This is a genomic window from Corynebacterium sp. Marseille-P4321, from assembly GCF_903645305.1.
Classification (GTDB): Bacteria; Actinomycetota; Actinomycetes; order Mycobacteriales; family Mycobacteriaceae; genus Corynebacterium.
Genome location: NZ_CAHJXO010000002.1, coordinates 413,259 through 436,648, shown reverse-complemented (window position 1 = coordinate 436,648; position 23,390 = coordinate 413,259). Strand labels below are relative to the sequence as shown.

General features: G+C 64.1%; 24 protein-coding genes. 13 read left to right on the top strand and 11 right to left on the bottom strand.

What is annotated here, in order from left to right:
• Nucleotides 1-14 precede the first annotated feature (14 nt).
• From HWX32_RS07375 to HWX32_RS07365, 3 genes are read left to right on the top strand one after another with little or no spacing between them, the layout of a single operon-like run.
• Entirely contained in the window at nucleotides 15-2,144 is a 2,130-nt protein-coding gene (locus tag HWX32_RS07375) for a hypothetical protein (RefSeq protein WP_175935362.1), read from the top strand.
• A gap of 23 nt (nucleotides 2,145-2,167) precedes the next feature.
• A complete protein-coding gene (locus HWX32_RS07370) occupies nucleotides 2,168-2,950 on the top strand; it encodes an enoyl-CoA hydratase (protein ID WP_175935361.1) in 783 nt (260 codons plus the stop codon).
• 43 nt (nucleotides 2,951-2,993) lie between these two features.
• Nucleotides 2,994-3,758 carry an SDR family NAD(P)-dependent oxidoreductase gene (locus HWX32_RS07365; protein WP_254868331.1) on the top strand — a complete coding sequence of 255 codons (765 nt, stop codon included), beginning with the start codon at nucleotides 2,994-2,996 and terminating at the stop codon, nucleotides 3,756-3,758.
• Nucleotides 3,759-3,797: 39 nt separating this feature from the next.
• Here HWX32_RS07365 and HWX32_RS07360 read toward each other — a convergent pair whose 3' ends face one another.
• On the bottom strand, nucleotides 3,798-3,983 hold the full coding sequence (locus HWX32_RS07360; protein ID WP_175935360.1) for a hypothetical protein: 186 nt from the start codon (nucleotides 3,981-3,983) through the stop codon (nucleotides 3,798-3,800).
• Nucleotides 3,984-4,132: 149 nt separating this feature from the next.
• Here HWX32_RS07360 and HWX32_RS07355 point away from each other — a divergent pair, with 149 nt between their 5' ends.
• Entirely contained in the window at nucleotides 4,133-5,716 is a 1,584-nt protein-coding gene (locus HWX32_RS07355) for a DASS family sodium-coupled anion symporter (protein WP_175935359.1), read from the top strand.
• A gap of 91 nt (nucleotides 5,717-5,807) precedes the next feature.
• Here HWX32_RS07355 and HWX32_RS07350 read toward each other — a convergent pair whose 3' ends face one another.
• Complete coding sequence (locus tag HWX32_RS07350; protein WP_175935358.1) at nucleotides 5,808-6,197, bottom strand: hypothetical protein; 390 nt, start codon at nucleotides 6,195-6,197, stop codon at nucleotides 5,808-5,810.
• Between the two features lie 142 nt (nucleotides 6,198-6,339).
• Here HWX32_RS07350 and HWX32_RS07345 point away from each other — a divergent pair, with 142 nt between their 5' ends.
• The 5 genes from HWX32_RS07345 to HWX32_RS07325 all read left to right on the top strand — a co-directional run bounded on the left by HWX32_RS07345 (nucleotide 6,340) and on the right by HWX32_RS07325 (nucleotide 10,869).
• Complete coding sequence (locus tag HWX32_RS07345) at nucleotides 6,340-7,503, top strand: YihY/virulence factor BrkB family protein (protein WP_175935357.1); 1,164 nt, start codon at nucleotides 6,340-6,342, stop codon at nucleotides 7,501-7,503.
• 9 nt (nucleotides 7,504-7,512) lie between these two features.
• Nucleotides 7,513-8,397 (top strand): SDR family oxidoreductase, encoded by an 885-nt coding sequence (locus tag HWX32_RS07340; RefSeq protein ID WP_175935356.1) that lies wholly within the window; start codon nucleotides 7,513-7,515, stop codon nucleotides 8,395-8,397.
• Nucleotides 8,398-8,439: 42 nt separating this feature from the next.
• On the top strand, nucleotides 8,440-9,345 hold the full coding sequence (locus tag HWX32_RS07335; protein WP_175935355.1) for a patatin family protein: 906 nt from the start codon (nucleotides 8,440-8,442) through the stop codon (nucleotides 9,343-9,345).
• Nucleotides 9,346-9,448: 103 nt separating this feature from the next.
• Nucleotides 9,449-9,721, top strand: a complete 273-nt coding sequence (locus HWX32_RS07330) for a helix-turn-helix transcriptional regulator (RefSeq protein WP_175935354.1) — start codon at nucleotides 9,449-9,451, stop codon at nucleotides 9,719-9,721.
• Complete coding sequence (locus HWX32_RS07325) at nucleotides 9,718-10,869, top strand: type II toxin-antitoxin system HipA family toxin (protein ID WP_175935353.1); 1,152 nt, start codon at nucleotides 9,718-9,720, stop codon at nucleotides 10,867-10,869. The genes HWX32_RS07330 and HWX32_RS07325 overlap by 4 nt, the downstream gene beginning before the upstream one ends.
• Before the next feature lie 28 nt (nucleotides 10,870-10,897).
• Here the strand turns inward: HWX32_RS07325 and HWX32_RS07320 are convergent, their stop codons facing one another.
• Nucleotides 10,898-12,529 (bottom strand): peptide chain release factor 3, encoded by a 1,632-nt coding sequence (locus HWX32_RS07320; protein ID WP_175935352.1) that lies wholly within the window; start codon nucleotides 12,527-12,529, stop codon nucleotides 10,898-10,900.
• 64 nt (nucleotides 12,530-12,593) lie between these two features.
• On the opposite strand from HWX32_RS07320, the gene HWX32_RS07315 reads away from it, so the two are divergent.
• The gene (locus tag HWX32_RS07315) at nucleotides 12,594-13,139 is read left to right on the top strand and encodes an NADPH-dependent FMN reductase (RefSeq protein WP_175935351.1); all 546 of its coding nucleotides are present in this window, start codon (nucleotides 12,594-12,596) and stop codon (nucleotides 13,137-13,139) included.
• Here HWX32_RS07315 and pth (HWX32_RS07310) read toward each other — a convergent pair.
• Nucleotides 13,136-13,735 (bottom strand): aminoacyl-tRNA hydrolase, encoded by a 600-nt coding sequence (gene pth / locus HWX32_RS07310; protein WP_175935350.1) that lies wholly within the window; start codon nucleotides 13,733-13,735, stop codon nucleotides 13,136-13,138. The two genes, HWX32_RS07315 and pth (HWX32_RS07310), sit on opposite strands and share 4 nt — an antisense overlap.
• Here pth (HWX32_RS07310) and HWX32_RS07305 point away from each other — a divergent pair.
• On the top strand, nucleotides 13,734-14,630 hold the full coding sequence (locus HWX32_RS07305; RefSeq protein ID WP_175935349.1) for a nitronate monooxygenase: 897 nt from the start codon (nucleotides 13,734-13,736) through the stop codon (nucleotides 14,628-14,630). The genes pth (HWX32_RS07310) and HWX32_RS07305 overlap by 2 nt on opposite strands.
• On the opposite strand, the gene HWX32_RS07300 is transcribed toward HWX32_RS07305, so the two are convergent.
• A complete protein-coding gene (locus tag HWX32_RS07300) occupies nucleotides 14,627-15,457 on the bottom strand; it encodes a fumarylacetoacetate hydrolase family protein (RefSeq protein WP_175935348.1) in 831 nt (276 codons plus the stop codon). The two genes, HWX32_RS07305 and HWX32_RS07300, sit on opposite strands and share 4 nt — an antisense overlap.
• A gap of 53 nt (nucleotides 15,458-15,510) precedes the next feature.
• Between HWX32_RS07300 and HWX32_RS07295 the strand changes: the two genes are divergently transcribed.
• Both HWX32_RS07295 and HWX32_RS07290 read left to right on the top strand, forming a co-directional pair.
• Nucleotides 15,511-16,146, top strand: coding sequence for a hypothetical protein (locus HWX32_RS07295; protein WP_175935347.1), 636 nt, complete (start codon nucleotides 15,511-15,513; stop codon nucleotides 16,144-16,146).
• Between the two features lie 36 nt (nucleotides 16,147-16,182).
• Nucleotides 16,183-16,863 (top strand): DUF3558 family protein, encoded by a 681-nt coding sequence (locus HWX32_RS07290; protein WP_175935346.1) that lies wholly within the window; start codon nucleotides 16,183-16,185, stop codon nucleotides 16,861-16,863.
• Between the two features lie 17 nt (nucleotides 16,864-16,880).
• On the opposite strand, the gene pth (HWX32_RS07285) is transcribed toward HWX32_RS07290, so the two are convergent.
• The 6 genes from pth (HWX32_RS07285) to glmU form a co-directional block, all read right to left on the bottom strand.
• Complete coding sequence (pth, locus tag HWX32_RS07285) at nucleotides 16,881-17,444, bottom strand: aminoacyl-tRNA hydrolase (protein WP_075467197.1); 564 nt, start codon at nucleotides 17,442-17,444, stop codon at nucleotides 16,881-16,883.
• 109 nt (nucleotides 17,445-17,553) lie between these two features.
• A complete protein-coding gene (locus HWX32_RS07280; RefSeq protein ID WP_075467083.1) occupies nucleotides 17,554-18,228 on the bottom strand; it encodes a 50S ribosomal protein L25/general stress protein Ctc in 675 nt (224 codons plus the stop codon).
• 232 nt (nucleotides 18,229-18,460) lie between these two features.
• Nucleotides 18,461-19,507, bottom strand: a complete 1,047-nt coding sequence (gene hisC / locus HWX32_RS07275) for a histidinol-phosphate transaminase (protein ID WP_175935345.1) — start codon at nucleotides 19,505-19,507, stop codon at nucleotides 18,461-18,463.
• A 5-nt stretch (nucleotides 19,508-19,512) separates the two neighbouring features.
• On the bottom strand, nucleotides 19,513-20,823 hold the full coding sequence (locus tag HWX32_RS07270; protein ID WP_175935344.1) for an amino acid permease: 1,311 nt from the start codon (nucleotides 20,821-20,823) through the stop codon (nucleotides 19,513-19,515).
• Nucleotides 20,824-20,891: 68 nt separating this feature from the next.
• Nucleotides 20,892-21,869, bottom strand: coding sequence for a ribose-phosphate diphosphokinase (locus tag HWX32_RS07265; protein ID WP_175935343.1), 978 nt, complete (start codon nucleotides 21,867-21,869; stop codon nucleotides 20,892-20,894).
• Nucleotides 21,870-21,877: 8 nt separating this feature from the next.
• Entirely contained in the window at nucleotides 21,878-23,335 is a 1,458-nt protein-coding gene (gene glmU, locus HWX32_RS07260; RefSeq protein WP_082259759.1) for a bifunctional UDP-N-acetylglucosamine diphosphorylase/glucosamine-1-phosphate N-acetyltransferase GlmU, read from the bottom strand.
• Nucleotides 23,336-23,390: the final 55 nt, after the last annotated feature.

Below are 23,390 nucleotides of genomic sequence, written 5' to 3'. Positions count from 1 at the left end.
GAGAGAACGAACAAATGGGTATGAAGCAAAAAGCATTGTCTATCGCGCTGTGTGTGGGGCTTACGACCAGCGGAATCGCGGTACCGCACGCTGAGGCGGCCGTGTCGAAATACGGGCAGCAAATGGCGGTGGACTCTCGGGGAGACAACCCGAAGTTGCCCTACATCACCGCGCTGATTGACCGGGGCGCCGGCGGCCACTTCGAGTTCGTGCACCCCGGGTCCTCGGCGAAGCCGTACACATTCGAAGCGCGCAGCACCGTTACTGTCGACGATGCACCGGTGCCGACGGATTGGAAAACCGACCCGCAGAGCAGTTCCGTGAACGGCGCGGACGTGCTCACCTTCACCCAGTTCGTGGACGGCGTTGATGTCACCCGCACCTTTACCGTCGCCGCCACCACGGTTGAAACTGCCGTGACGTTGCGCAACACGGGCGACACGCCCGCGCCGGCCACGATCGACCTGGGAGTAAAGGCGGAGCCGCACTTCGCGTACGCGCCTAAAGTCGACTACCTCGGCGGCGCACGCACCTTCGACGGCACGCTCGCCCCGGGCGAAGAGAAGACGCTGCGTGCCACGGTGAGCGTGAAAGCGCGTGAAAACACACTGGACAGCGACGGCGACGGCCTGCGCGACTCCTGGGAACGGTCGGGCATGATGCTTGCCGACGGCTCCGTGCTGCCCATCCACAAATGGGGCGCCGACGAAGACATCCCCGACCTGTTTCTGCAGTTGAACTGGATGAAGTCGGAATGGGAGACGTTGGGTTGCGACAGGCCGACGTCGTTCCCCGCCACCGCGGAGGGTTTCACAGAGTTCGCGCGTTGCGCCCAGGCCAACACGAACAGCTATGGGCCGGACATCGAAACTCTTAAAGAGCTGGAGAAGAAGTTCGACGACAACGGCATTAACCTGCATATTGATGCCGGGGAGGGGTACGTGAGCCAATCCATGGCGTCGATGCCGAAGTCGATGCGACAGGGCGGGCCGAAGCTGGATTACCAGCAGTACTTCTTTGGCCTGGATGGAGACAAAAACGCGGTGATCGCCGAGCGTCTGATTGCGGAACGCGACCGTTTGCTGGGGCCGCGCAAGTCCGCGTTCCGCGTGGGCATCATCGGCGACCAGCGTGCGCCTGGTAATTACTCCACTGGCGTGGCGCTGACGGGCGACTCTGTGTTCTACGTGTCCAACTTCGGCGCCATGACCCGCCAGGATGAGCTGCGCAACACCATCCTGCACGAGTTCGGCCACACCTTAGGGTTGAAGCACTGGGGCGCACAGACACCCGATAACACCGCGCCACATGTGGATAGCTTGTCGGAGTACAAGTCCGTGATGAGCTACAACCACCAGCTCACCCATTTCGATTACGCCCAGAGCGAAACAAACAGTAACAGCTACCACATTCCAGCCGATTGGCCCAACCTGAACTTCCCGGGCATCAACATCGGCCGCAACGCGGCGGATTACGTCGGCGGCGATTCCGCCGAACCGGCGGCGAAACCTGAGGTGTTCGAAGAGCACCTCAGGATGGAGGAGCTCATCGAGCTGGCTGCGGAGGAAAACCAGGGCAAGGCCGGTTTCCGCATGGTGCCAACGGAGGATGGCCGGAACGGCATTGTGACGCTGTCCGGCAAGAACGCCGTGCGCGGGGAGGTGCTCAACTTGGGGTCCGCCAAGGAGGATTTCACGGTTGAGGTGGAGCAGAACGGCACCGTGGCGCGGCAGGAGGTCACGCTCAACAGCGCAGGTACGATCGGCTCGAAAAAGACGATCGACATACCGGTGAACCCTGCCAGCCTGATCAACAACCCCGTCGTGCAGCTCAACGTCCGAGTGAAGGACGCGAGCGGGGCGGTCGCGTTCAGTGATTCCTTCAAGGTTTCCGCGCTGGATTACAACAGCGAACAGGCCGACAAGGTGCTGAAGGAAGTTCTGGCCTCCGACGCGGACGAGTCGGTGAAGAAGCTCGCCCGTCAGATGCTGGAGCAGAAGGAAGAGGTACCGAACCAGAAGAAGGGCGAAAGCAACACGTCTACTGTCGCGATCATTATCGCCGCGGTGCTCGGGGTGGTAGGCCTCGGCGCCCTCGCATACGGTTGGGCGGTGAACCAAGGCATTGTGAAGTTGCCGTTCTAACACGCACCAAGGAGACACACGCGATGGAGACCTCCACGTACGAAAACATCCTCACGGAAACCCGCGACCGGGTCGGGTTGATCACGCTCAACCGCCCGAAAGCACTCAACGCGCTGAACAGCGACACTATGCGTGAGGTGACCGCGGCCGTGGCCTCCTTCGACGCGGATCCCGGTATCGGCTGCATCGTGATCACCGGCTCTGAGAAAGCCTTCGCCGCCGGCGCGGACATCAAGGAGATGGCCGACAAGGGCGCAACCGCGATGTTCACCGAGAACTTCTTCGCAGGCTGGGACGAGCTTGCACGTGCGCGCACGCCGATCATCGCGGCGGTGAACGGCTATGCGCTCGGCGGCGGGTGTGAGCTGGCCATGATGTGCGACTTCATCATCGCCGGCGACGGCGCGAAGTTCGGCCAGCCCGAGGTCAACCTCGGCATTTCACCGGGTATTGGCGGCTCGCAGCGCCTCACCCGCGCGGTGGGCAAGGCGAAGGCGATGGAGATGTGCCTCACCGGGCGCCAGATGGATGCGGAGGAGGCAGAGCGCGCGGGGCTCGTCGCGAAGATCGTGCCTGCGAGCAAGCTTATCGACGAAGCCCTGGACACCGCCCAGACCATCGCCACCAAGTCCCTCGTAGCCACCATGGCCATCAAGGAAGAGATCAACGCAGTCTACGAGACCACCTTGTCCCAGGGAGTCCTGTTCGAGCGCCGCACCTTCCACGCCCTGTTCGCCTCCGAGGACCAGAAGGAAGGTATGGATGCCTTCGTGTCCAAGCGCGACCCGGAGTTCAAGCACCGCTAGGTCACTGCGGGACCTGGGGGGGAAGTGCCTACAGTGGGGGGACATGGCACACGAAAACATGACCCAGCAACTGTCCGGCCAAGTAGTCATCGTCACCGGAGGCGCCTCCGGTATCGGTGGCGGAATCACCCGCACCCTCGCAGCGCGCGGTGCAAAGGTTGTCGCGGTGGATATCAACGAGGAAGCGGGCGCGCGCCTCGAGCAGGACCTCGGCGAAAACGTGAAGTTCCTGTCCGGCGACGTGTCGAAGCCGGAGACCGCTCGCGCCGCAGTCGACACTGCTGTCGAGACCTTTGGCGGACTGAACAGCGTGGTGAACAACGCGCACGCGTCGAAGCAGAAGCCATTCACCGAGCTCGAGCAGGCCGACTGGGACCTGTCCTTCGGCACCGGCTTCGAGGCGACGAAGAACTTCATGCTCGCGGCGCACCCGCAGTTGAAGGAGAAGGGCGGCGCGATTGTGAACTTCTGCTCCGGCGCCGGCATCAACGGTCAGCCCACCCAGGCCGCCTACGCCGCGGCGAAGGAGGCCATCCGCGGCCTGTCGCGCGTGGTAGCTAACGAGTGGGCCGAAGACGACATCCGCGTCAACGTGGTCGGGCCGATGGCGATGACGGAGGGGGTGCAAAAGTGGTCGGAGGCCGCACCGGAGCTCTACCAGCAGTCGCTCAAGCGCATCCCGCTCGGCCGCTTCGGCGACCCGGAGGGCGACGTCGCCCCAGTCGTAGCATTCTTGCTTAGCGACGACGCGAAGTACGTCACCGGCCAGACCGTGATGGCGGACGGTGGAACCAACAAGGTGTACTAGAACAAGGTGTACTAGAACAAGGTGTACTGGGCACCGTCGTTAAGCGAAAATGCTCAGTGCGCGCATGACCGAATCCCACAACCCCACCACCGAGTAGCTCAGCTGCACGAGCGACGCCTGCCAAGACGCGGGCAGGAAGTTGTTCACCACGTCGGTGGTGAGGAAGATGCGCAGATCCTCTGCGCCGGTGTGCATGTTGCGGGTAAGCATTGAGCTTAAAGACATAGCCGCTATCCTAGGCCACCGCGCCGCCGCCCTCCCACGTGACGAAACTTACGTCGCTGTACTGGGCTTATCGGATTCTCCTGTTTTGCGCGAAGGTAATAATCCAGGATAAAGTCGTAGGTAATACCTGAATATCGAGGAGGAGCACCGTGACAACATCAGTCGGCGCCCAAGGCAACGACCCGAAGCGCACAGCAGTCCAAGATAAAAATGGGGACGGGAAGGCACCCGACGCGGCACCTGGCGGCGACAACGCCGCAAAGCAACCCAAGCAGAAAGAGCGCAGCACCGCGCAAAACGTCGCGTTCTTCTTGTCTTTTGCCGCGCTCGTCGCGGTGATGCTCATCCCGATTCCTGGCCTAGACCCGGCAGGCAAGATCGCCCTTGGCATGCTCGCGTTCGCCGTGATCATGTGGGTCTCGGAGGCAGTGAGCTACCCGGTGTCCGCGATCCTCATCGTCGGGCTCATTTCCGTCCTGCTCACGTTTGCGCCAGACCCGGAAAACGGCGGCGAGATCATCGGTTCGAAGGAAGCCCTTTCCACGGCGATGACCGGGTTCTCCTCCTCAGCCGTTGCGCTGGTGGCGGCGGCGCTCGCACTCGCCACCGCCATGCAGGCGACCGGGTTGCACCGCCGCCTCGCGCTGTACGTGCTGAAGTTCTCGGGCGAGAAGGTAGCCAACATTGTCATCGGCGCGATTGTCATCTCGATCGTGCTCGCGTTCTTCGTGCCTTCAGCCACCGCCCGCGCCGGTGCGGTCGTGCCGATTCTGCTCGGCATGGTGGCCGCGTTCGGCCTGCCCACGGACTCAAAGCTCGGTGCCCTGCTTGTCATCACCGCGACTCAGGCCGTGTCGATCTGGAACGTTGGCATTAAGACCGCGGCCGCGCAAAACCTCGTGGCAATCGGCTTCATCGAGGATCAGATGGGACAGACCGTGTCCTGGGGCCAGTGGTTCTTGTGGGCTGCGCCCTGGTCGATCCTGATGTCCATCGCGCTGTACTTCATCATGCGCTGGGCGATTAAGCCGGAGACAGAATCGATCACTGGTGGCAGGGAGCTCGTCGAAGCACAACTTGAAGAGATGGGGCCGATGTCCGGGGCCGAGAAGCGCCTCACCGCCATCGCGGTGGCCCTGCTGTTCTTCTGGGCGACGGAGGACGTGCTGCACCCGATTAGCTCCGCGGTGATCACGCTTGTCGCCGTCGGCATCATGCTTCTTCCCGGCATCGGTGTGATGACCTGGAAGTACGCACAGGAGAAGATCAACTGGGGCACGCTCATCGTGTTCGCGGCCGGTATCTCGCTCGGATCCTTCCTGCTGAACACCGGTGCCGCGACATGGCTTTCGGAGGCCACCTTCGGCGCAGTCGGCCTAGACAAGCTGCCGCTTCTGGCCACCATCGCGATCGTGAGCCTGTTTAACATCATCATCCACCTGGGTTTCGCGTCCGCGACCTCGCTGGCGTCTGCGCTCATCCCGGTGTTCATCGCCCTCGCCGCGACGCTGGACGCCCCCAACGGCGGCCTCGGCTTTGTCATCATCCAGCAGTTCGTGATCTGCTTCGGCTTCCTGCTGCCGGTCTCCGCGCCGCAGAACATGCTGGCCTACGGCACCGGCGCGTTTACCCCGAAGCAGTTCCTGCGCACCGGTATCCCGCTGACCATCGTCGGCTACCTGCTTATCCTGCTGCTGTCCGCCACCTACTGGAGCTGGATCGGCCTGGTCTAGTAGGACACGCCCGGGTTCGCCGGCCAGCTCGCCGCCGCAGTTTTACGTCCCGCGTTGGCGAGCTCGAGGTGTTCGTCCCCCATCTCGTGAGCTACTCCAGAATCAGCCCGAGGTGAAGCGTGGCCAGCTCGTGCTCGCCCGGGCCTTCAGGCAGTGTCGTGAGCTCCTCGGCGGTGGCGTGGGTGACGGGGATGATCCACCCCAGGTTCGGGTCGAGGAGCGGGTCGGCGTCGCGTTCTACAGGCGCGAAAGTCACGGGCCGTTCGGTTGGGTGTGTGAGTTGCACGGGGCCGTCGATAAGCGAAATTGCGCTCGCAGGCATGGTGACGATGACCAGCTTTTCGTCTGTGTCGGGCGAGAGGTTCGCGGTGTGCACATGCAGCTTATCGACGGCTACCTGCACGAACGCGTCCGGCAATTCCACGAGCTTCTTGGTGGGTTGCATGCCGAGCGCCGCCTTGACGCGATCGATGAGTCCCATGGCAACCGAGTATATTGCGGCGCGCACGGAGCTGATCTCGCCGGCACCACGATTCGCAAGCGCGGGGGAACTCGATGCGCCCACTCTGGGTGGGGAGTGGCGCAGCCTGGTTCTCGCACGCCCGGCGTTTACAGTTGCGGGCATGGATTACGAAGCCTCACAGGAAATCGACACGCGCGAACAAGCAACGTCGCGCCGCGTGGACTTCGTGCTCCCGTACGGTCCGGGGGACCCGGTCACTGTGACACACAAGGGGGAGGAGGGTAACCCGCTGCGGCGCGGCAACCGACTCACCTGGCCCGGGTTCAGGCTCGTGCTGCGCAGGACGATCATCGACTTTCCCACCGACGCGATGGTGGATAAAGGCGCCACGCTGACGTACTACACCGTGCTGTCGCTCGCGCCGATGCTGCTGGCCACGTACTCCGTGGTCACGCTGCTTCTGCCGCGGGACGAGGACGCGGCGGATTCGCTGATGTACGGGCTGATCGACAGCTACGTGCCGAAGGAGCTCCAGGCGGACGCGGTGGAACTGCTGCGCACCATCGTCGGCACGCCGGGGCAGTCCTCGGTGGCGCTGGCGATCTCGCTGATCATTTCCTTGCTGTCGGCGTCAGCGTACGTGCGCTCGTTTTCCCGCAACGCGAACCTGATCTACGGGCGCACTGAGGGGCGCAACATCGTCGTCACGTGGCTCACGATGTGGCTGATCACACTCGTGCTCGTCGTCGGCGGCGTGATCATCTTGCTCGGCACCTTCCTCACGGAGTCGATCGTGAACGCGGTGCTGGGGCCGATCGCGAAGCCGCTCCAGCTGCAGGACGCGCTGGACTACCTCAACGGCATCTTCCTTCCGATCTGGGATTACGCCCGCGTGCCGGTCATCGCGGTGACCGCCGTCGCGCTGGTGAGCGTGCTGTACTACCTCGCCCCCAACGTGAGACCCGGCAGGTTCCGCCTGCTCACGCTCGGGTCATCGCTTGCGCTGCTGGTCATCGCCCTGATTTGGGTCGCGTTCGGCTGGTACCTGTCCACGATCGGCATTCGGTCGACGTACGGCGCGTTCGGGACCGTGCTCGCCGTGTTCGGCCTGGTGTGGGTGATGAACATTGTGTTGCTCGAAGGCGTCAAGGTCGACGCCGAAGTGCTGCGCGCCAAGGAGCTGCAGATCGGCCTGGACTCCGCGCGGCTCATCCAGGCCCCGCCCCGCTCGAACGCGGGCGCGCTGTGGCGCGCCAAGACGCAGCGCTGGGCCGACAAGGCTGCGGAGAACATCCCGCAGAGGCTTGACGACGATCCCGCGTAGTGTGGGCGCATGGCTTTGATTGATCCACGTACCAAGTACCCCAAGACATTCGATGAAGAGCCGCGCCAGGAAAACCCCGGCCTGGACGTGAAGATGGCAACCGAGCCGGACCTGGGCGAATCCACCTACGAAGGCTCCGGGAAGCTCACCGGCCGCCGCGCGCTGATCACGGGCGGCGATTCCGGCATCGGCGCCGCTACCGCCATCGCGTTCGCGCGCGAAGGGGCGGACGTGGCTATCTCGTACCTGCCGGAGGAGCAGGAGGACGCAGCCCGCATTGTGAAGGCCATCGAGGAAGCCGGACGCAAGGCCGTGGCGATTCCGGGCGACCTGCAGGAACTGGACAACTGCGTCGCAGCGGTGGAAAAGACCGTGGAGGGCCTCGGCGGCATTGACATCCTGGTGAACAACGCGTCGCGACAGGTGTGGAACGACGGCATCCTCAACATCTCAGATGAGGACTTCGACGCGACGATGAAGACGAACATCTACTCCGCGTTCCGCGTGACCAAGGAGGCGGTCAAGCACATGGAGCCGGGTTCCTCCATCATCTTCTCCACCTCCATCCAGGCCTACGACCCGTCGAAGGAGCTGCTGGATTACGCGATGACCAAGGCCGCTTTCAACAACCTGGCGAAGGGCTTGTCGGGGGAGCTGCTGCCGTCGAGGGGCATCCGCGTCAACGCGGTCGCGCCGGGGCCGATCTGGACGGTCATCCAGCCCGCCGAGGGGCAGCCGAAGGAGGTTGTCGATAACTTCGGCCAGGGCTCCGACATGGGCCGCCCCGGCCAGCCTGCGGAGCTCGCCGGCGCGTACGTTTTCCTCGCCTCCGAGGATGCGTCGTACGTCTCCGGCGAGACCCTGGCTGTCACGGGCGGGGCGCTCACCCCGTAGCGTCACCCAGCGCGCCGGGTTCATCCGGGTTACAGTGCAGGCGTGATTGACGCTCGCGACGTGGCCCTGGTGATTGAGGGCGGTGGGATGCGCAATTCCTACACCGCTCCCGCGATTGTGAAGTTCATCGAGGAAGAGGTGCGCTTCGGCTGGGTGGGCGGCGTCTCCGCGGGCGCGGTGCACGCGCTGAACTACGCGTCAGCTGACCCGATCCGAACCCGCGCCGCGTTCACGGAGCTCGCGTCGCACCCGCACTTCGGCGGCTGGGTCAAGCTCGTCCGCGGGCAGGGCTATTTCAACGCCGAGTTCATCTACGAGCGCGCCGATGCGCTCATCCCTTTCGACCACGCACGCTTCGCCCGATCGAAGTCCGAGGCGCATGTCGAGGCGATGAACGCGCTCACGGGTGAAACCGTCCATTGGACGAGCGCCGACTTCCTGCTCGACCCCTCGCTGGTGAACCGCGCGGCCCGTGCATCTTCCACCGTGCCGAAGGTCATGCCGATCGCGCACATTGACGGCGTACCGTACGTTGACGGTGCCCTCGGGGATTCGGGCGGATTGCTTATCGACGCAGCCCGCGCCGCCGGCTTCACCCGCTTCGTCGTCCTGGCTACCCGCCCCCGGGACTACTGGAAGAAGGCGGTTCCGTCGTCTGCCGCGGTGCGCCAGATGTTCCGGAAGTACCCGGCCATCGCCGAGGCGCTGGATATGCGCCCGGGCAGGTACAACGCGTCCAAGCAGCAGATCCTCGACTTTGAGGCCGCAGGTGATGCGATGGTGTTCTTTCCGGAGACGATGCACGCGGAATCCACCGACCGCCGTTTGACCCGCCTACTGAAGAATTACGCAGCGGGCGCGGCCCAGTTTGACCGCGAGTGGGGCGCATGGCGCGACTTCCTCAGCCACGCGGCTCCGCTGGCGTCAGGGGTTTCGCGGGCCAGCTGATTCAATAGGAGCGAACGTTCCGTTCCGGGCGCAAATTGTCACTTATAGAATTAGCTGCACCGGGAAACGGAACGTACATTCCGCTTCTCGGATATAGCTTGCTATGATCGGCCCTGAATTTGACAAATCGGATCGATCGTTCCTATCGGGAGGTGGGCAATTGGATGTCAGCGCTCTGGGCGCCTTCATTCGCGTACGCCGAAAGGAAAACGGACTCACGCAGAAAGACCTCGCAGATCTCTCGGGGGTTTCCGATCGATTCGTCCGGGAGCTGGAAAAAGGGAAATCGTCGGCTGAAATCGGCAAGGTGGCCGAGGTGCTTGCAACGCTCGGCTACGATCTCGAGCCAGTGATCCATCAGGGTGGTCTCGCGTGATTGCGGCTGACGTCTACCGGAACGGCGCGCTGGTTGGCCACTTCACAAAAACCGGACAGGGCGTGGTCGAATTTGAGTACCTGAAGTCGGCTGAATTCCCGATCGCCACATCCCTGCCGTTGGATGGCGGACCGTACGTCGGTGCGGCAGGCGCACTCCCCCCGTTTTTCACGAACTTGCTCCCAGAGGGCAGGAGGCTGTCGGCACTCAAACGCCATGTAAAAGCGTCGCTTGATGACGAGCTGGCGCTCCTCCTCGAGGTTGGCGCGGACACCATCGGAGATATCCAAATCGTCCGCCACGGTGGCACGCCTGCGCGGACACCCGCGACGATCAGCCTCGATGGCGAACTCGATTTCACCCGAGCGCTCACCGAGGTGGGGATCGCCGACCCGGTGGCGGTGCCCGGCGTGCAGGATAAAGCGTCGGCGCGCACAATTGCGGCTCCAGTGGCAGGTGCAGGAACCGAATTCATTCTCAAAGTTTCGCCACCCGAGTTCCCGAAGCTCGTTGAAAACGAGGCCGCGTGCTTCGCAGTTGCCCGCGGGGCAGGTTTTCCCTTGGCAAAGACGCAATTGCTTCACGACGTGCGTGGGCGCGCGGGGCTGCTCGTCACCCGCTTCGACCGGCACGAAGGCGAACGACTCCACGTCGAAGACGCAGCCCAGGTCATGGGCTTGTACCCCAGCGCCAAGTACGACCCGGCAATGGAAGAGGTTGCCGCCGCGTTGAAGGCGGTGAGCTCCTCTCCCGTTCTCACTGCCCGCTCAATCGCGTTTCAGGTGGCACTCGCATGGCTCACCGGAAACGGTGATCTGCACGCTAAGAACCTGTCGGTGATCTGGCGAAATGGGGCAGTGGTGCCAGCGCCAATCTATGACATTCCTTCAACCGTTCCATACGGCGACGCAACGATGGCACTTTCGGTCCAGGGGAAGAAGGACAACATCAGCGCCAGGATCTTCATCGCCTTCTGTCAAGAGATCGGGTTGCCGCGTAAAGCCGCGGAACGAGTAATCGAGTTAGCACTCAAAGCAACGGAAGGTGCTCCTGAGCAGATCATCGAGGCCACCGAGTTTGACCCGCGGCGATCCCGCGACCTCCGACGGGTTTTGCAACGGCGCCGCCGCCTTTGGCTGGAGCAGTGACCTGACCTAATCCGCCCCTAAGCCGCGCCTAATCCGCGATGAGCGGCTCGATGGTCAGCTCCGGGTGCTCCTTCTCCACGAACGCGAGCTTCCACTTGTCGCCGAAGAGGGCGATGAGCTCGCCGTCGGTGCGGGTGAAGATCTCCACCCCGCGCTGACGGCCCAGCTCGGGGGTGCTTTCGGCGTCGGTGCGCCGCGCCACGGAGTAGGGGATCGGCTCGGTGACTGTTTCCACGTTGTACTCGTTTTCCATGCGCGCCTGCATCACCTCGAACTGCATGGGGCCGACCGCGGCCATGACGGGGGCGGCGTCGCCGCGAGTGTCGTTGCGCAGGATCTGCACCACGCCCTCGGCGTCCAGCTGCTCCAGCGCCTTGCGGAATTGCTTGTACTTGCCCAGGGACTTCGCGCGCAGGGTGCGGAAATGCTCGGGCGCGAACTGTGGCATCGGCGGGAACTGCACCTTTTTGCCGGCGTAGATGGTGTCGCCGGGGGCAAGCGCACCGGCGTTGACCAGGCCGATGATGTCGCCCGGGTACGCCGTTTCCACCGTGTCGCGCGAACGGCCGAACACCGTCAGGGCGTACTTCGTGGAGAAGCTGCGCCCGGATTGCGCGTGGGTGACCTGCATGCCGCGGTCGAACTCGCCGGAGACGACGCGCATGAACGCGAGCGTATCGCGGTGGTTCTTGTCCATGCCGGCCTGCACTTTGAACACCACGCCCGAGAATTCGTCGTCGAGCTCGCGCGTTTCATCCATCGCAGTAGTCGACGACTCCACCGCCGCCGGGTCCGCCGCGCGGCCCTCCGGCGCAGGGGCGATGGCGCACAGCGTGTCCAGGATCTGGTGCACGCCGAAGTTCAGCATCGCGGAGGCGAAGATGATCGGGGAGGTGATGCACTGCTCGAAGAGGGCTTGGTCGTGCACGGCGCCGTCGGCAAGCAAAAGCTCCGATTCCTCCAGCGCGGTTTCCCACACGTCACCTTCCTTTTCGGCTGCGTCAGCGGGCGAAAAGTGCTCCTCGGGCGCGATGGTGGATCCGCCGGCAGTGCGGGTGAATCGAATGTACTCGTCAACGGAGCCTGTGGCGTTGACGTGCGCGAGGCCGCGAAAGTCGCCGGCTTCGCCGACGGGCCAGTACAGCGGTGTGGGCTGCAGGTCGATTTCGGTGACAATCTCGTCGACGAGCTCCAGCGGCTCGCGGCCGACGCGGTCCCACTTGTTAATCACGGTGACAATCGGCAAGCCCCGCGCCTTGCACACGCGGAACAGCTTGAGGGTTTGCGGCTCGAGGCCTTTGGCTGCGTCGATAAGCATGACCGCGGCGTCGACGGCGGAGAGCACGCGGTAGGTGTCCTCGGAGAAGTCGGCGTGGCCCGGGGTGTCTACCAGGTTGACCACGTAGGGCTCGCCCTCGTGGCCCTCTGGCGCGTATTCGAACTGCAGGGCCGACGACGCGACCGAAATGCCGCGGTCTTTTTCCATTTCCATCCAGTCCGACACCGTGGACTTGCGCCCCGCCTTGCCGTGCACCGCGCCGGCCTCGGAAATCATGTGCGCGTGCAGCGCCAGCGCTTCCGTCAGCGTCGACTTACCCGCGTCCGGGTGGGCGATAACGGCGAATGTGCGGCGGCGGGCGGCCTCGGAAACGGTGCTCATATAAAGGCAGTGTAGGGGGCACATTGCTTATCGACGAAACCTCGAACCTGTACCATCACCACCCATGACAACGATTGGTGTTTTCTTAGGCTCTGTACGCGGCGGTCGCACCGGTGAAGCCGTGGCGAAATGGGTGATGGACACCGCGGCTGAGCGCGACGGCGTGCAGTACAAGCTGCTGGATCTGCACGACTTCGACGTGCCGCACCTCGTGGCAGAAACCATGCCGGGCGTGGCGAACAAGCAGTACGACGACCCGGTGGTCACCCGCTGGTCGCAGGCCGTGGAGGAGTGCGACGGCTACGTCTTTGTCACCGCGGAGTACAACCACTCGGTGCCCGGCACGATGAAAAACGCTTTCGATTCGCTGTACGGCGAGTGGGTGGAAAAGCCGGTCGCCTTCGTGGGCTACGGCGGCGACGGCGGGGTGCGCGCGGTGGAGCACTGGCGCCAGATCGTGTCCAACCTCTCCATGTTCGACATCCGCAACCAGGTTGCGCTGCGCATCTTCGGCGAGGATGCCGTTGGCGGAACGTTTACCCCGGCCGACGACAAGCGTGCAGCGCTCGACCGGGTGCTCGGGGACCTGGAGAAGCAGCTCGGCGCCTAGCGCGAGTGGATGGTGTTCTGCGCCTTTTGTAAACCGTCCGAAATGATAAGCCGTACGGCTTCGGCGGCCGTGGCCACCGGGACTTCGCCCTCGACGGGGGAAAGCACCCACTCCGGAACCGGCACCCCCTGCGGCGGGCGCCCGATGCCCACGCGCACCCGCAGATAGTCGCGCGTGCCCAGGTGCTCGGTGATGGACCTCAGCCCGTTGTGGCCGTTTTCATTGCCGCCCATTTTCACGCGCACCTTTCCTGCGGGCAGATCGAGCTCGTCATGGACCACAATCACCCGCTCCGGCGCGACGCCGAGACGCTTCGCCAGCGGCCCCACCGCCTCACCCGAGGTGTTCATGTACGTAGTCGAGCGCGCGTACGCCACGCCGTCGCGGACCTGCACGTGCGCCTTGACCCCGGCTACCGGTTCCAGCTCGTCCACCAGCTCGTTGAGCACCATGTAGCCCACGTTGTGCTTGGTCGACGCGTACTTCGCGCCCGGGTTACCTAACCCCACCACCAGCCACTCGGCCGAAAATTCTGGGGTTTGCTGAGGGGCACGTTTCCGCCTGAAGAATCCGAACACGCCCCATAATGTACCCATGCACCTTCCCCGCATCGTCGCGGCACCCATGGCCGGCGGCCCCACCACGCCCGCGTTAGTGAATGCCGTCACCTTCGGTTTCCTCGCGCTCGGCACGTGCAGCGCGGCGCAAGCCAGCGAGTGGCTCGCCGCCTGCCGTGCGCCCTTTGGCGTGAACCTGTTCATGCCGAACGAGGAGCCTTCGCTTCACGACGTCTCCGCCACCGCCCACCTCCTTCACACCACCGTGCCCGCCGCCGACGCAACCTCCGGCTTCGGCGAAAAATTCGAACTCGTGCTGGGCGCCGCCCCTGCGGTGGTGTCCTCCACGTTCGGCGCGTTCAGTCGCGAGCAGGTGGTGCAGCTGCACGCTGTCGGCTCGGAGGCGTGGGTGACGGTCACCAGCGTCGAGGAAGCAAAGGCGGCTGTGTACGCAGACGGCCTTATCGTCCAGGGCCCTCTCGCGGGAGGTCACCGCGCCACCTGGGACCAGCGCGAGGAGCCGGGGATCGAAACGTTGGAATCCCTCGTGGAAGCAATCGCGCCGCTGGGGCTGCCGGTGATCGCGGCTGGGGGAGTGCGGGGGCCGGATGGCGTCGAAAAGCTGCACGCGCTGGGGGTTGCGAGTGTGGCGTGCGGGACCGCCTTCTTGCTCGCGGACGAGGCCAGCACCAGTGCGCGCAACCGGGAGCTGCTGCGTTCCGGTGCGCCGTCGGTGTCCACGCGGGCGTTCTCCGGCCGTTACGCGCGGGGGGTGGAAACCGCGTTCACCCGCGCGCACCCGGATCTGCCGCCGATCTACCCGTACCTACGGCCGATGACCTCGGAAAACGACTACTGCCTCGTCGGGGCCGACCGCGGCGAGCTCATGGCTGCCCCGGCTTCGGAGATCGAAGCGTTCCTGACCGGCAGCTAGCCGGCCGAAGAGACTCGCGTGGTGTTCTCGATCGCGCCGATCCCCTCGATTTCCACACGCACCGTATCGCCGTCTGCGAGGTAGCGCTGCGGGTCGCGAGCGTGACCCACTCCGTCGGGGGTGCCGGTGGCAATCACGTCGCCGGGCTGAAGGGGGTAAAGGTGCGAGATGAACTCCACAAGCTTGGCTGGGGTGAACACCAGGTCGTCGGTGGGGGCGTGCTGCATCCGCTCGCCGTTGAGGGTGGTTGTGATCCGCGGGCCCGGACGCCACTCGGTGTCCAGCCAGGGACCGAACCCGGCCGTTTTCTCCAGCGACTTGCCCTGGTGCCACTGCTGGGTGCGCTTTTGGTAGTGGCGCTGGGAGTAGTCGTTGATCACGGAGTACCCGGCAATGTACTCACCCGCCTCGGCTTCCGTGACATGGCGCGCATGCTTGCCGACGATTACCGCGAGCTCGCCCTCAAAATCCAAAGTATCCGCGTTGAACTCCGGCACTTCCGCGTCGTCGAAAGGGCCGACGAGTGCTTCGGGGAACTTGATGAACAAGGTGGGCACGTCCGGCTGCTCGTGCCCCATCTCTGCGATGTGCTTGGCGTAGTTCAACCCGACGCAGATGATCTTGCCGGGCCGGGGGATAAGGGGCGCGAAATCGGTGTCCTCCACGGCGCGGGGTTCACCTTGAACACCCTGCGCGATAGTGGCCCATTCGGGTTCCCGAAGGAGGGCGCCGACGTCAGCGTAGTCGTCGATAAGCAATGCCTCCCTATCGCTGACCATACGTGCGGCGGCGGTGGTGTTTCCTGTTCGAATCGTTGCGAGTCGCATGCGTGCCAGGGTAATAGTGCACGCCGTTCTCACGTGGCTCTAAGGTGGTGCACATGAAGTGTGTATCCGCCGCAGTCGCCGTAGTCGCCTCCTCCGTTTTGCTTGTGTCCTGCTCCAGCGAGCCGGAGCCGTTGTCGGAACCGAGCTTCACCGCCGAGCAGGCCCCGGACACCAGCGCCGAGGTGAGCGAGTCGGCGCCTGCTGACGGCAAAGCGGCGTTCACCTTTGAGAAGCGGGAGGTTGAGCTGGGGCCGGTAGACATCGACCTTGCTGTGGAGAACCCGTTCAACGTCTGCACCGACCTCACCGAAGACGAGTGGGACAAACTGGGCTTCGAACTAGATGAGGATGAATCGACTGCCTCAGTGTTCATCTGCGGGTTGGCACCAAAACGAAACAACCCTGACGGGTCCTACCTTGCTGGAGCGATCACCGGCGGGGCAAAAGATCTTGAGGGCTTTGAGAAAGAGATCGGCGTCGAGGAAGTAGAAAACGTTCCGAAAAGTAAAGTCCCCGGGTTGAGGTACTACTCGCTCGAGGAAGACAGGGAAGTAGGTTGTGTGGCTTTGGCGGAGACCACGCACGGCACAATCATGATGGCTGCGGGAGAGATCAGCGGGGCGGACATCGATCGCCACTGCAAAGTTGCGGCCGGGATGATGGACGACCTGTACAAACTCGGAAAGTAGCAAGCGGGGGCGGCGCGCTGGCTTAAAGTTGAACCCATGAAATCTCTCCGCGCCGCCGCACTACTCGCCGCTGCTACGATGCTCGCCTCCTGCTCCGCTGAAACGGAGCAATCGCCGGGCGAGCTGCCGGAGCAACAGTTCACCTCCGTCCCTTCCGTGGAGGAAGAAAACTCAGCCGAACCCGAGGAGAAACCGGCGGCCCCAGCGCCGAGCGAGAAGGAAAAGCCTGCCGCCCCGAACGTTCTCGCTTTCGAGAACCGTCAGATCACGCTCGGCCCCGTGGATCCGAGCAAGGCGGCTACCGGTCCGTTCAGCGTGTGCGCCGAGCTCACCGACGCAGAGTGGGGCAAGCTCGGCTTCACCAAGGGCGATAACGGTGAGTACATGGGCGTTCCGTATTGTGCGCTTAACCCTCGGCGGGATGAGCCGGGCACGGTTTACGCCATGACATCGGTGCCGGGTTCGATGGAAGACCTCGTTGGCAAGGCGGAAGAAGCCGCCGCGAGGTACCGCGCGCCGAATGCAGAGATCAAGATTCCCGGCGTCGCCTCGTTTGAGGTCGATCGCGAGGAGGGCTTCGGCTGCGTCGCCGCGGTGGAAACCATCACCGGCACAGTGATGGCCGGCGCCGCCAACGTCGGCGGGGACAAGAATTTCGACCAGCTCTGCCACGCGGCCGAAGACATGCTCGACGGGTTCTACGAGCTGGGCCGTTAGCAGCTCTCGGAAAGGTGTTAGGCGAGGGCGCGGAGTACCTCGTCGGCTGCGTCCGCCGCGGCAATGCTTACGTCGATGAGCTCTTTCGCGCTGAACGGTTTGAGCACATAATCTTTCGGCGCCATCCTGCCGGGTGGGCGCCCAATTCCCACAGCAAGCTTGTTGTACGGGGCGCCGCCGAGAGACTTCGTCACCGACTTCAGACCGTTGTGCCCGTGGTCGCCGCCACCTTGGCGCAGTTTCACCTCGCCGAGATCGAGGTCGAGCTCGTCGTAGATCACGTAAATATCGGCAGGCTTGGCCCGGTAGTAGTCCGCGAGTGCCTTCACCGGACCGCCCGAGAGGTTCATGTAATCGCGTGTGCGCGCCAGCACCACCTGTTCGTCGGCGACGAGCCTGCCAGGAGCCAGCTCAGCAACCTCGGTGTTCGTGCGCTTGTGGGAACTGAGCTGAGCAGGCATCGGGGTGGCGCGCGAAAGCAGTTCCTCTACGACGGCGACGCCCGCGTTGTGCCTCGTCCCGGCGTATTGGGGGCCGGGGTTTCCCAGGCCGACGATTAAAACAGTCACATCGAAGAGGATAACCACCGGAGCAGGGACGGGTGCGACGGGCGGGGCAGGGGACACCGGCGCAACGAAAACGGCCGCGGGGTAAAACCCGCGGCCGTTTAATCGTCGATAAGCAATGTGCTTACTCGTTGGCGCCTTCGTCGCCCTCGCCGCCGTCAGCGATCTCGACGTTCTCCTCGTCGGCGTCGGCGCCAGCCTCAGCGCCGCCCTCCTCAGCCTCGGCAGCAGCGGCCTCGAGCTCCTCGTCGACCTCCTGGTAGGTGACGTTGACCAGCAGGGTCTCCGGGTCGGAGATGAGCTCCGCGCCCTCCGGCAGCTTGATGTCGGAAGCGTAGATGGAGTCGCCGATCTCCTTGCCCTCGATGGACACGGCGATCTCGTCCGGGATGTTCAGCGCGTCGATCTCGATCTCCACGACGTCCGCCTCCTGCAGCACCACGGCGTCCGGAGCAGCCTCACCCTCGGTGACAACCGGGACCTCGACGACAACCTTCTCGCCGCGCTTAATGCCCAGCAGGTCGATGTGGTCGATCTCCAGGGTGAGCACGTTCTGGTCGATGTACTTCACCATGGACAAAAGCTTCTCGCCGTCAACCTCGAGCTCCACAATCGCGTTCGTGCCCTCGTTACGCACGATCGCGGTCATCTCGATGCGGTCGACTGCGAAGTGGACGTTGTCGATGCCCTTTTCGTACAGGACACCCGGGATTTTGCCGTCGCGGCGCAGACGACGTGCGGAACCCTTGCCGAACTCCTCGCGGCGCTCAGCCTGAATAACGGTGGGGGTAATAGCCATAATGGCAGCTCCTTCTGTGTTGGGAAGGGCCGCAAACAAAAATTGCGACCACTTCAACGGTCAATTGCTCGTCGAGTGATCGCGTGAAACGCATCTATCGCGTCGATAACGGCCTTCGCGAAACTCGCGGCAGCCCTCGCCGAGACCGCTATAGCCTAACAGGGCACTTCCGCCACACAAAATACTCTGAGCCAAATACCTTGAGGTGGAGCTGCAGCCGGAAAACCCAGGGTTATCCCTGCAGCACTTCGGCCCAGACGCGCATCGCCGCGTCGGCCTCAGCTTCGTCGGTGACGGTGATGCGGATGCCCTCGTCGAAGGCGCGCACCAAAAGGTCTGCCTGCTCCAGGGCTTTCGCCGCCTCCTGTGGCGTACGGCCCAAGTGCGCGGCCGGCACCCACACGAAGTTCGCCTCCGAGTGCGGGGTGCCGTACGCGGCGAAAAAGTCCTCCAGCCTGGCACGTTGTGCGCAGGTGGTGTCGGTGCGGGCGCGGAGCTCGTCGACAAGCTCAAGCGATGCAACTGCACCCGCCTGGGCGGGCACAGACACCGAGAACGGCACCGCGACCCTGTTCAGCGCGCTGATGATGGGGCGGGGGCCAAACGCGTAGCCCACTCGCGCGCCGGCGAGCCCGTACGCCTTGGAAAACGTGCGCAAGCCCACCACGTTGGGGTACTTCGCAATCTCCTCGGTAGCCACCGGGGTGTCGGTGGAGCGGTTGTACTCGAAGTACGCCTCATCCAACGCAACGACGACGTCGCTGGGCACCTTCGCCATGAAGTCCGCGAACTCCTGCGTGGTGATCGTGGTGCCCGTCGGGTTGTTCGGGTTGCACACGAAAATCAGGCGGGTGCGCTCCGTGACCGCCGCGGCGAGTGCGCCCATGTCCAGACCGTGCTCGGCGTTCAGCGGCACGGGCACCGGGGTTGCGCCCGCCACCTGGGCGAAGATGGGGTACGCCTCGAATGAGCGCCACGGGAAGATCACCTCATCGCCCGCGCCGGCGGTCGCGCTGACCAACTGGAGACACAGGCCGGAGGAGCCGTTGCCCACCGCAACCTGCTCCGGGGCCACACCTAGGTGCGCGGCGAGCGCCTCACGCAGCTCGGCGGCACCGTTGTCCGGGTAGCGGTTGATCTGCTCAAGCGAGCGGGCCATTGCCTCGCGCACCGTGGGAAGCGGCGCCTCCGCGGACTCGTTGGAGGAAAGCTTCACGGCGCGGTCGTTGCGGGCGCCGGGGCGGTACTCAGGCAGCTGGTCTAAATCTGGGCGAAACATGCCCGCTATTCTACGGCGCGCCCGCTCGGCGTTCGCACGAAATTCGACGCGACGAACAGGCCGGCCGACCACACCGCGAGCGCAATGAGGCCCGCGCGGTAATCCGGCAGTACCGCCATGAGTACGAGCACAAGCGCAAAATAGGCGGCGCAGATGTAGTTCGCCGCCGGGTACAACGGCGCCTTGAAGGTCGAACTCAGGCCCTGTTTGCGGAAGTTCAGATGCGCGAAATTCACAGCGGCCCAGGTGATCAGCTCAGATCCGACCACCACGGCCAGCAGGATCTGGAACACCTTGCCCTCAAAGAAGTAATTCAACAGCACCACCGAGCCCATCAGCGCGCAGTTGCACAGCAGCGAGCGCAGCGGCAGACCCTTCGCCGTGGTTGCCGCGAAGTAGCGCGGGGCCTGGCCGTTGAGCGCGAGGTCGCGCAGCATGCGGGAGCCGGAGTACGTCATGGTGTTGCATACCGACGCCACCGCGGCGAGGATGACCAAGTTGAGTACGTGCGCCGCACCGTCCACGCCGACGAAGGTGAGTACCCGCACGAACGGGCTCACCGTGGTGTCCTGCGCATCCCACGGCGCGAGCAGCAAAATCACGCTCATGCCGCCGATGTAGAACACCAGGATGCGCCAGATCACCGAGTTGATCGCCTTCGGGATGGTCCTCGACGGATCCTCGGTTTCACCCGCGGCGGTACCGATGGACATGATGCCGCCGAACGTGAAGGTCACAGCGACAAGCGAGAACACCACCCCTGTGAGGCCGTTGGGCATGAACCCGCCGTGGTCGGTGAGGTTGTGGAACCCGGCATCCGAGCCAGGGCTGAGCACCAGTACGAAGCCCAGGATGATCATGGCGATCAGGGCCACGACTTTCACCAGAGAAAGCCAGTACTCGGCCTCGGCGAACACGCTCACGCGCGCGGCGTTGATCACCAGCACCACCAACAGGGTGACCAGCGCGGTGACCCAGTGGGGGATGTCGGGGAACCAGAAATCCAGAAACGTGCCCATTGCGGTGAGCTCAATCATGCCCACCACAATGGTGGTGTACCACCAGTTCCAGCCAGCGATAAAGCCCGCGCGGGGCCCGATGTAGTCGCGCGCGTAGGCGGCAAAGGACCCAGAGACCGGGTTGGCCACCGCCATCTCGCCGAGCATGCGCATCAGCAGGTACACCACGGCGCCGACCACCAGAAAGGTGACCAGCACAGCGGGGCCCGCGTATCCGATGGATTCGGCTGAGCCGAGGAACAGGCCGGTGCCGATCGCGGAGCCCAGCGCGATCATGCGCAGCTGGCGGCTCTTCATGCCCCGCTTTAAACCGGCATCCCGGTCTTGCAATGAGGTACCGGCTTGAGCGGGTTGGGACACGGCTTTTACGCCTGGCCTTCGAACAGGGTGGTCACGGAGCCGTTCTCGAAGATCTCGCGGATCGTCTTGGCCAAAAGCGGGGCGATGGACAAAACGGTGAGGTTGTCCCAGCCCTCCGTCGACTGCGGCAGGGTGTCGGTGGTGATAACTTCCTCCGCACCGCACTCGGAGAGGCGCTCGCGTGCCGGGTCGGAGAACACACCGTGGGTGCAGGCGATCACCACGGACTTCGCGCCAGCTTCCTTGAGCACGCCGACGGCGCCGGCGATGGTGCCGCCGGTATCAATCATGTCGTCCATGAGGATGCAGTCCTTGCCTTCGACGTCACCGACCACGCGGTTGGAGACCACCTTGTTGGCGGCGTCGATGTCGCGGGTCTTGTGCACGAACGCCATCGGCGCGTCGCCAAGCGCATTCGCCCACTTCTCCGCACTCTTCACGCGGCCAGCGTCGGGGGAGACCACAGCCAGGTTGTCCAGCGGGTACTTCGACTTGATGTAATCCACCAGGATCGGCATCGCGTGCATGTGATCCACCGGGCCGTCGAAGAAGCCCTGGATCTGGTCGGTGTGCAGGTCCACGGACACAATGCGGTCCGCGCCAGCAGCCGAAAGCAGGTCGGCGATCAGGCGGGCGGAAATCGGCTCGCGGCCGCGGTGCTTCTTATCCTGGCGCGCGTAGGGGTAGAACGGCAGGATCGCGGTGATGCGCTTCGCGGAGCCGCGCTTGAGCGCATCGATCATGATGAGCTGCTCCATGAGCCACTTGTTCAGCGGCTGCGCGTGGGACTGCATGACGAAGCAGTCGGCGCCACGCACGGATTCCTCGAAGCGGATGAAGATCTCGCCGTTGGCGAAGTCACGCGCGGTGGTGGGCACGAGCTCGATGCCGAGCTCCTTGGCCACCTCTTCGGCAAGCTCCGGGTGCGCGCGGCCCGAGAAGACTTTGAGGTCCTTGTGGCTTTCGGTGGAGTAACCAGTCATGACAGTTTTTAATCCTCCTTGTTGTCGCGTTGTGCGCGAGCGTTTTCCGCGGCCTTGGCAGCCTCGGTGCCTGGGCGGTTCTTTTCTACCCAGCCTTCGATGTTGCGCTGGCGGCCTTCCTTAATGGCAAGCGCACCCGCAGGCACATCCTGGGTCACCACTGTACCCGCCCCGGTGTATGCTCCATCACCCACGGTCACGGGTGCGACGAACATGGTGTCGGATCCGGTGCGGCAGTGGTCTCCGATGGTGGTGTGGTGTTTTTGCACCCCGTCGTAGTTGGCGAAGACGCTGGAGGCGCCGATGTTGGAGCCCACGCCCACGGTGGCGTCGCCGATGTAGGTCAGGTGCGGCACCTTCGAATCGTCGCCAATCTTTGCGTTCTTCGATTCCACGAAGCCGCCGAGCTTGCCGCGCGCGCCCAGCTCGGTGCCGGGACGGATGTAGGTAAACGGTCCGACGGTGGCGTCTTCGCCGATTACGCCGAGCTCGCCTTGGGTGCGCACCACGGTTGCGCCTGCGCCGACTTCCATGTCGGTCAGGGTGGTGTCGGGGCCGATTTCCGCGCGGTCGCCGATGACGGTGGAGCCCCACAGCTGCGTGTTGGGGTGGATGATCACGTCGCGCCCGATTTCAACTTCCACGCCGATCCAGGTGGTCGCAGGGTCAATGACGGTGGCGCCGTTTCGCATTGCCTTCTCGACGAGCCTCCGGTTGAGTTCCTTGCCCGCCGCCGCGAGCTGCACCCGGTCGTTCACGCCGGCGAGCTCTCGCGCGTCCGGGGCGGTAAACGCGGCGACCTTCTTGCCGTCGCCGCGCGCGATGCCCAGCACGTCGGTGATGTACAGCTCGCCCTGGGCGTTGTCGGTGGTGATGCGCGTCAGCGCGTCGCGAAGCACTGCGGCGTCGAACGCGAACACTCCGGAGTTGACCTCGCGCACGCGGCGCTGCTCGTCGGTCGCGTCTTTTTCCTCGACGATCTCGCGCACGTCGCCAGCATTGTCGCGGATGATGCGCCCATAGCCGGTGGGGTTGTCGAACTCGAGCGACAGCACGGTCACAGCCGCATGCTCGAGCTCATGCTTGGCGACGAGGGCGTCGATCGTCTCCGACGTCAACAGCGGCACATCACCGTTAGTCACTACTACGGTGCCGTCGAAATCCGGGATGGCATCCAGGCCGACCTGCACGGCGTGGCCCGTGCCGTTTTGCTCCTCCTGCACCGCCTGGCGGATGTCCACCCGCATGGCCTCGGCGATTTGCTCCACCTCGGGGGAGACCTGGTCGCGCTGGTGGCCGACCACGGCGACCAGGTAGGCGGGGTGCACACCCGCAGCGGCGTGCAGCGAGTGCGACAGCAGGCTGCGCCCGCCGATGGTGTGCAGCGTTTTCTGCCGGTCGGACTTCATGCGGGTCCCGGCGCCGGCGGCCAGCACGACTACTGCGCGTTGTGGTTGGTTGGGCACTACAGATGCTCCTTGTATTGCAGGGATTGCGGGCTATTTGCGGTTTCGGCTCCCA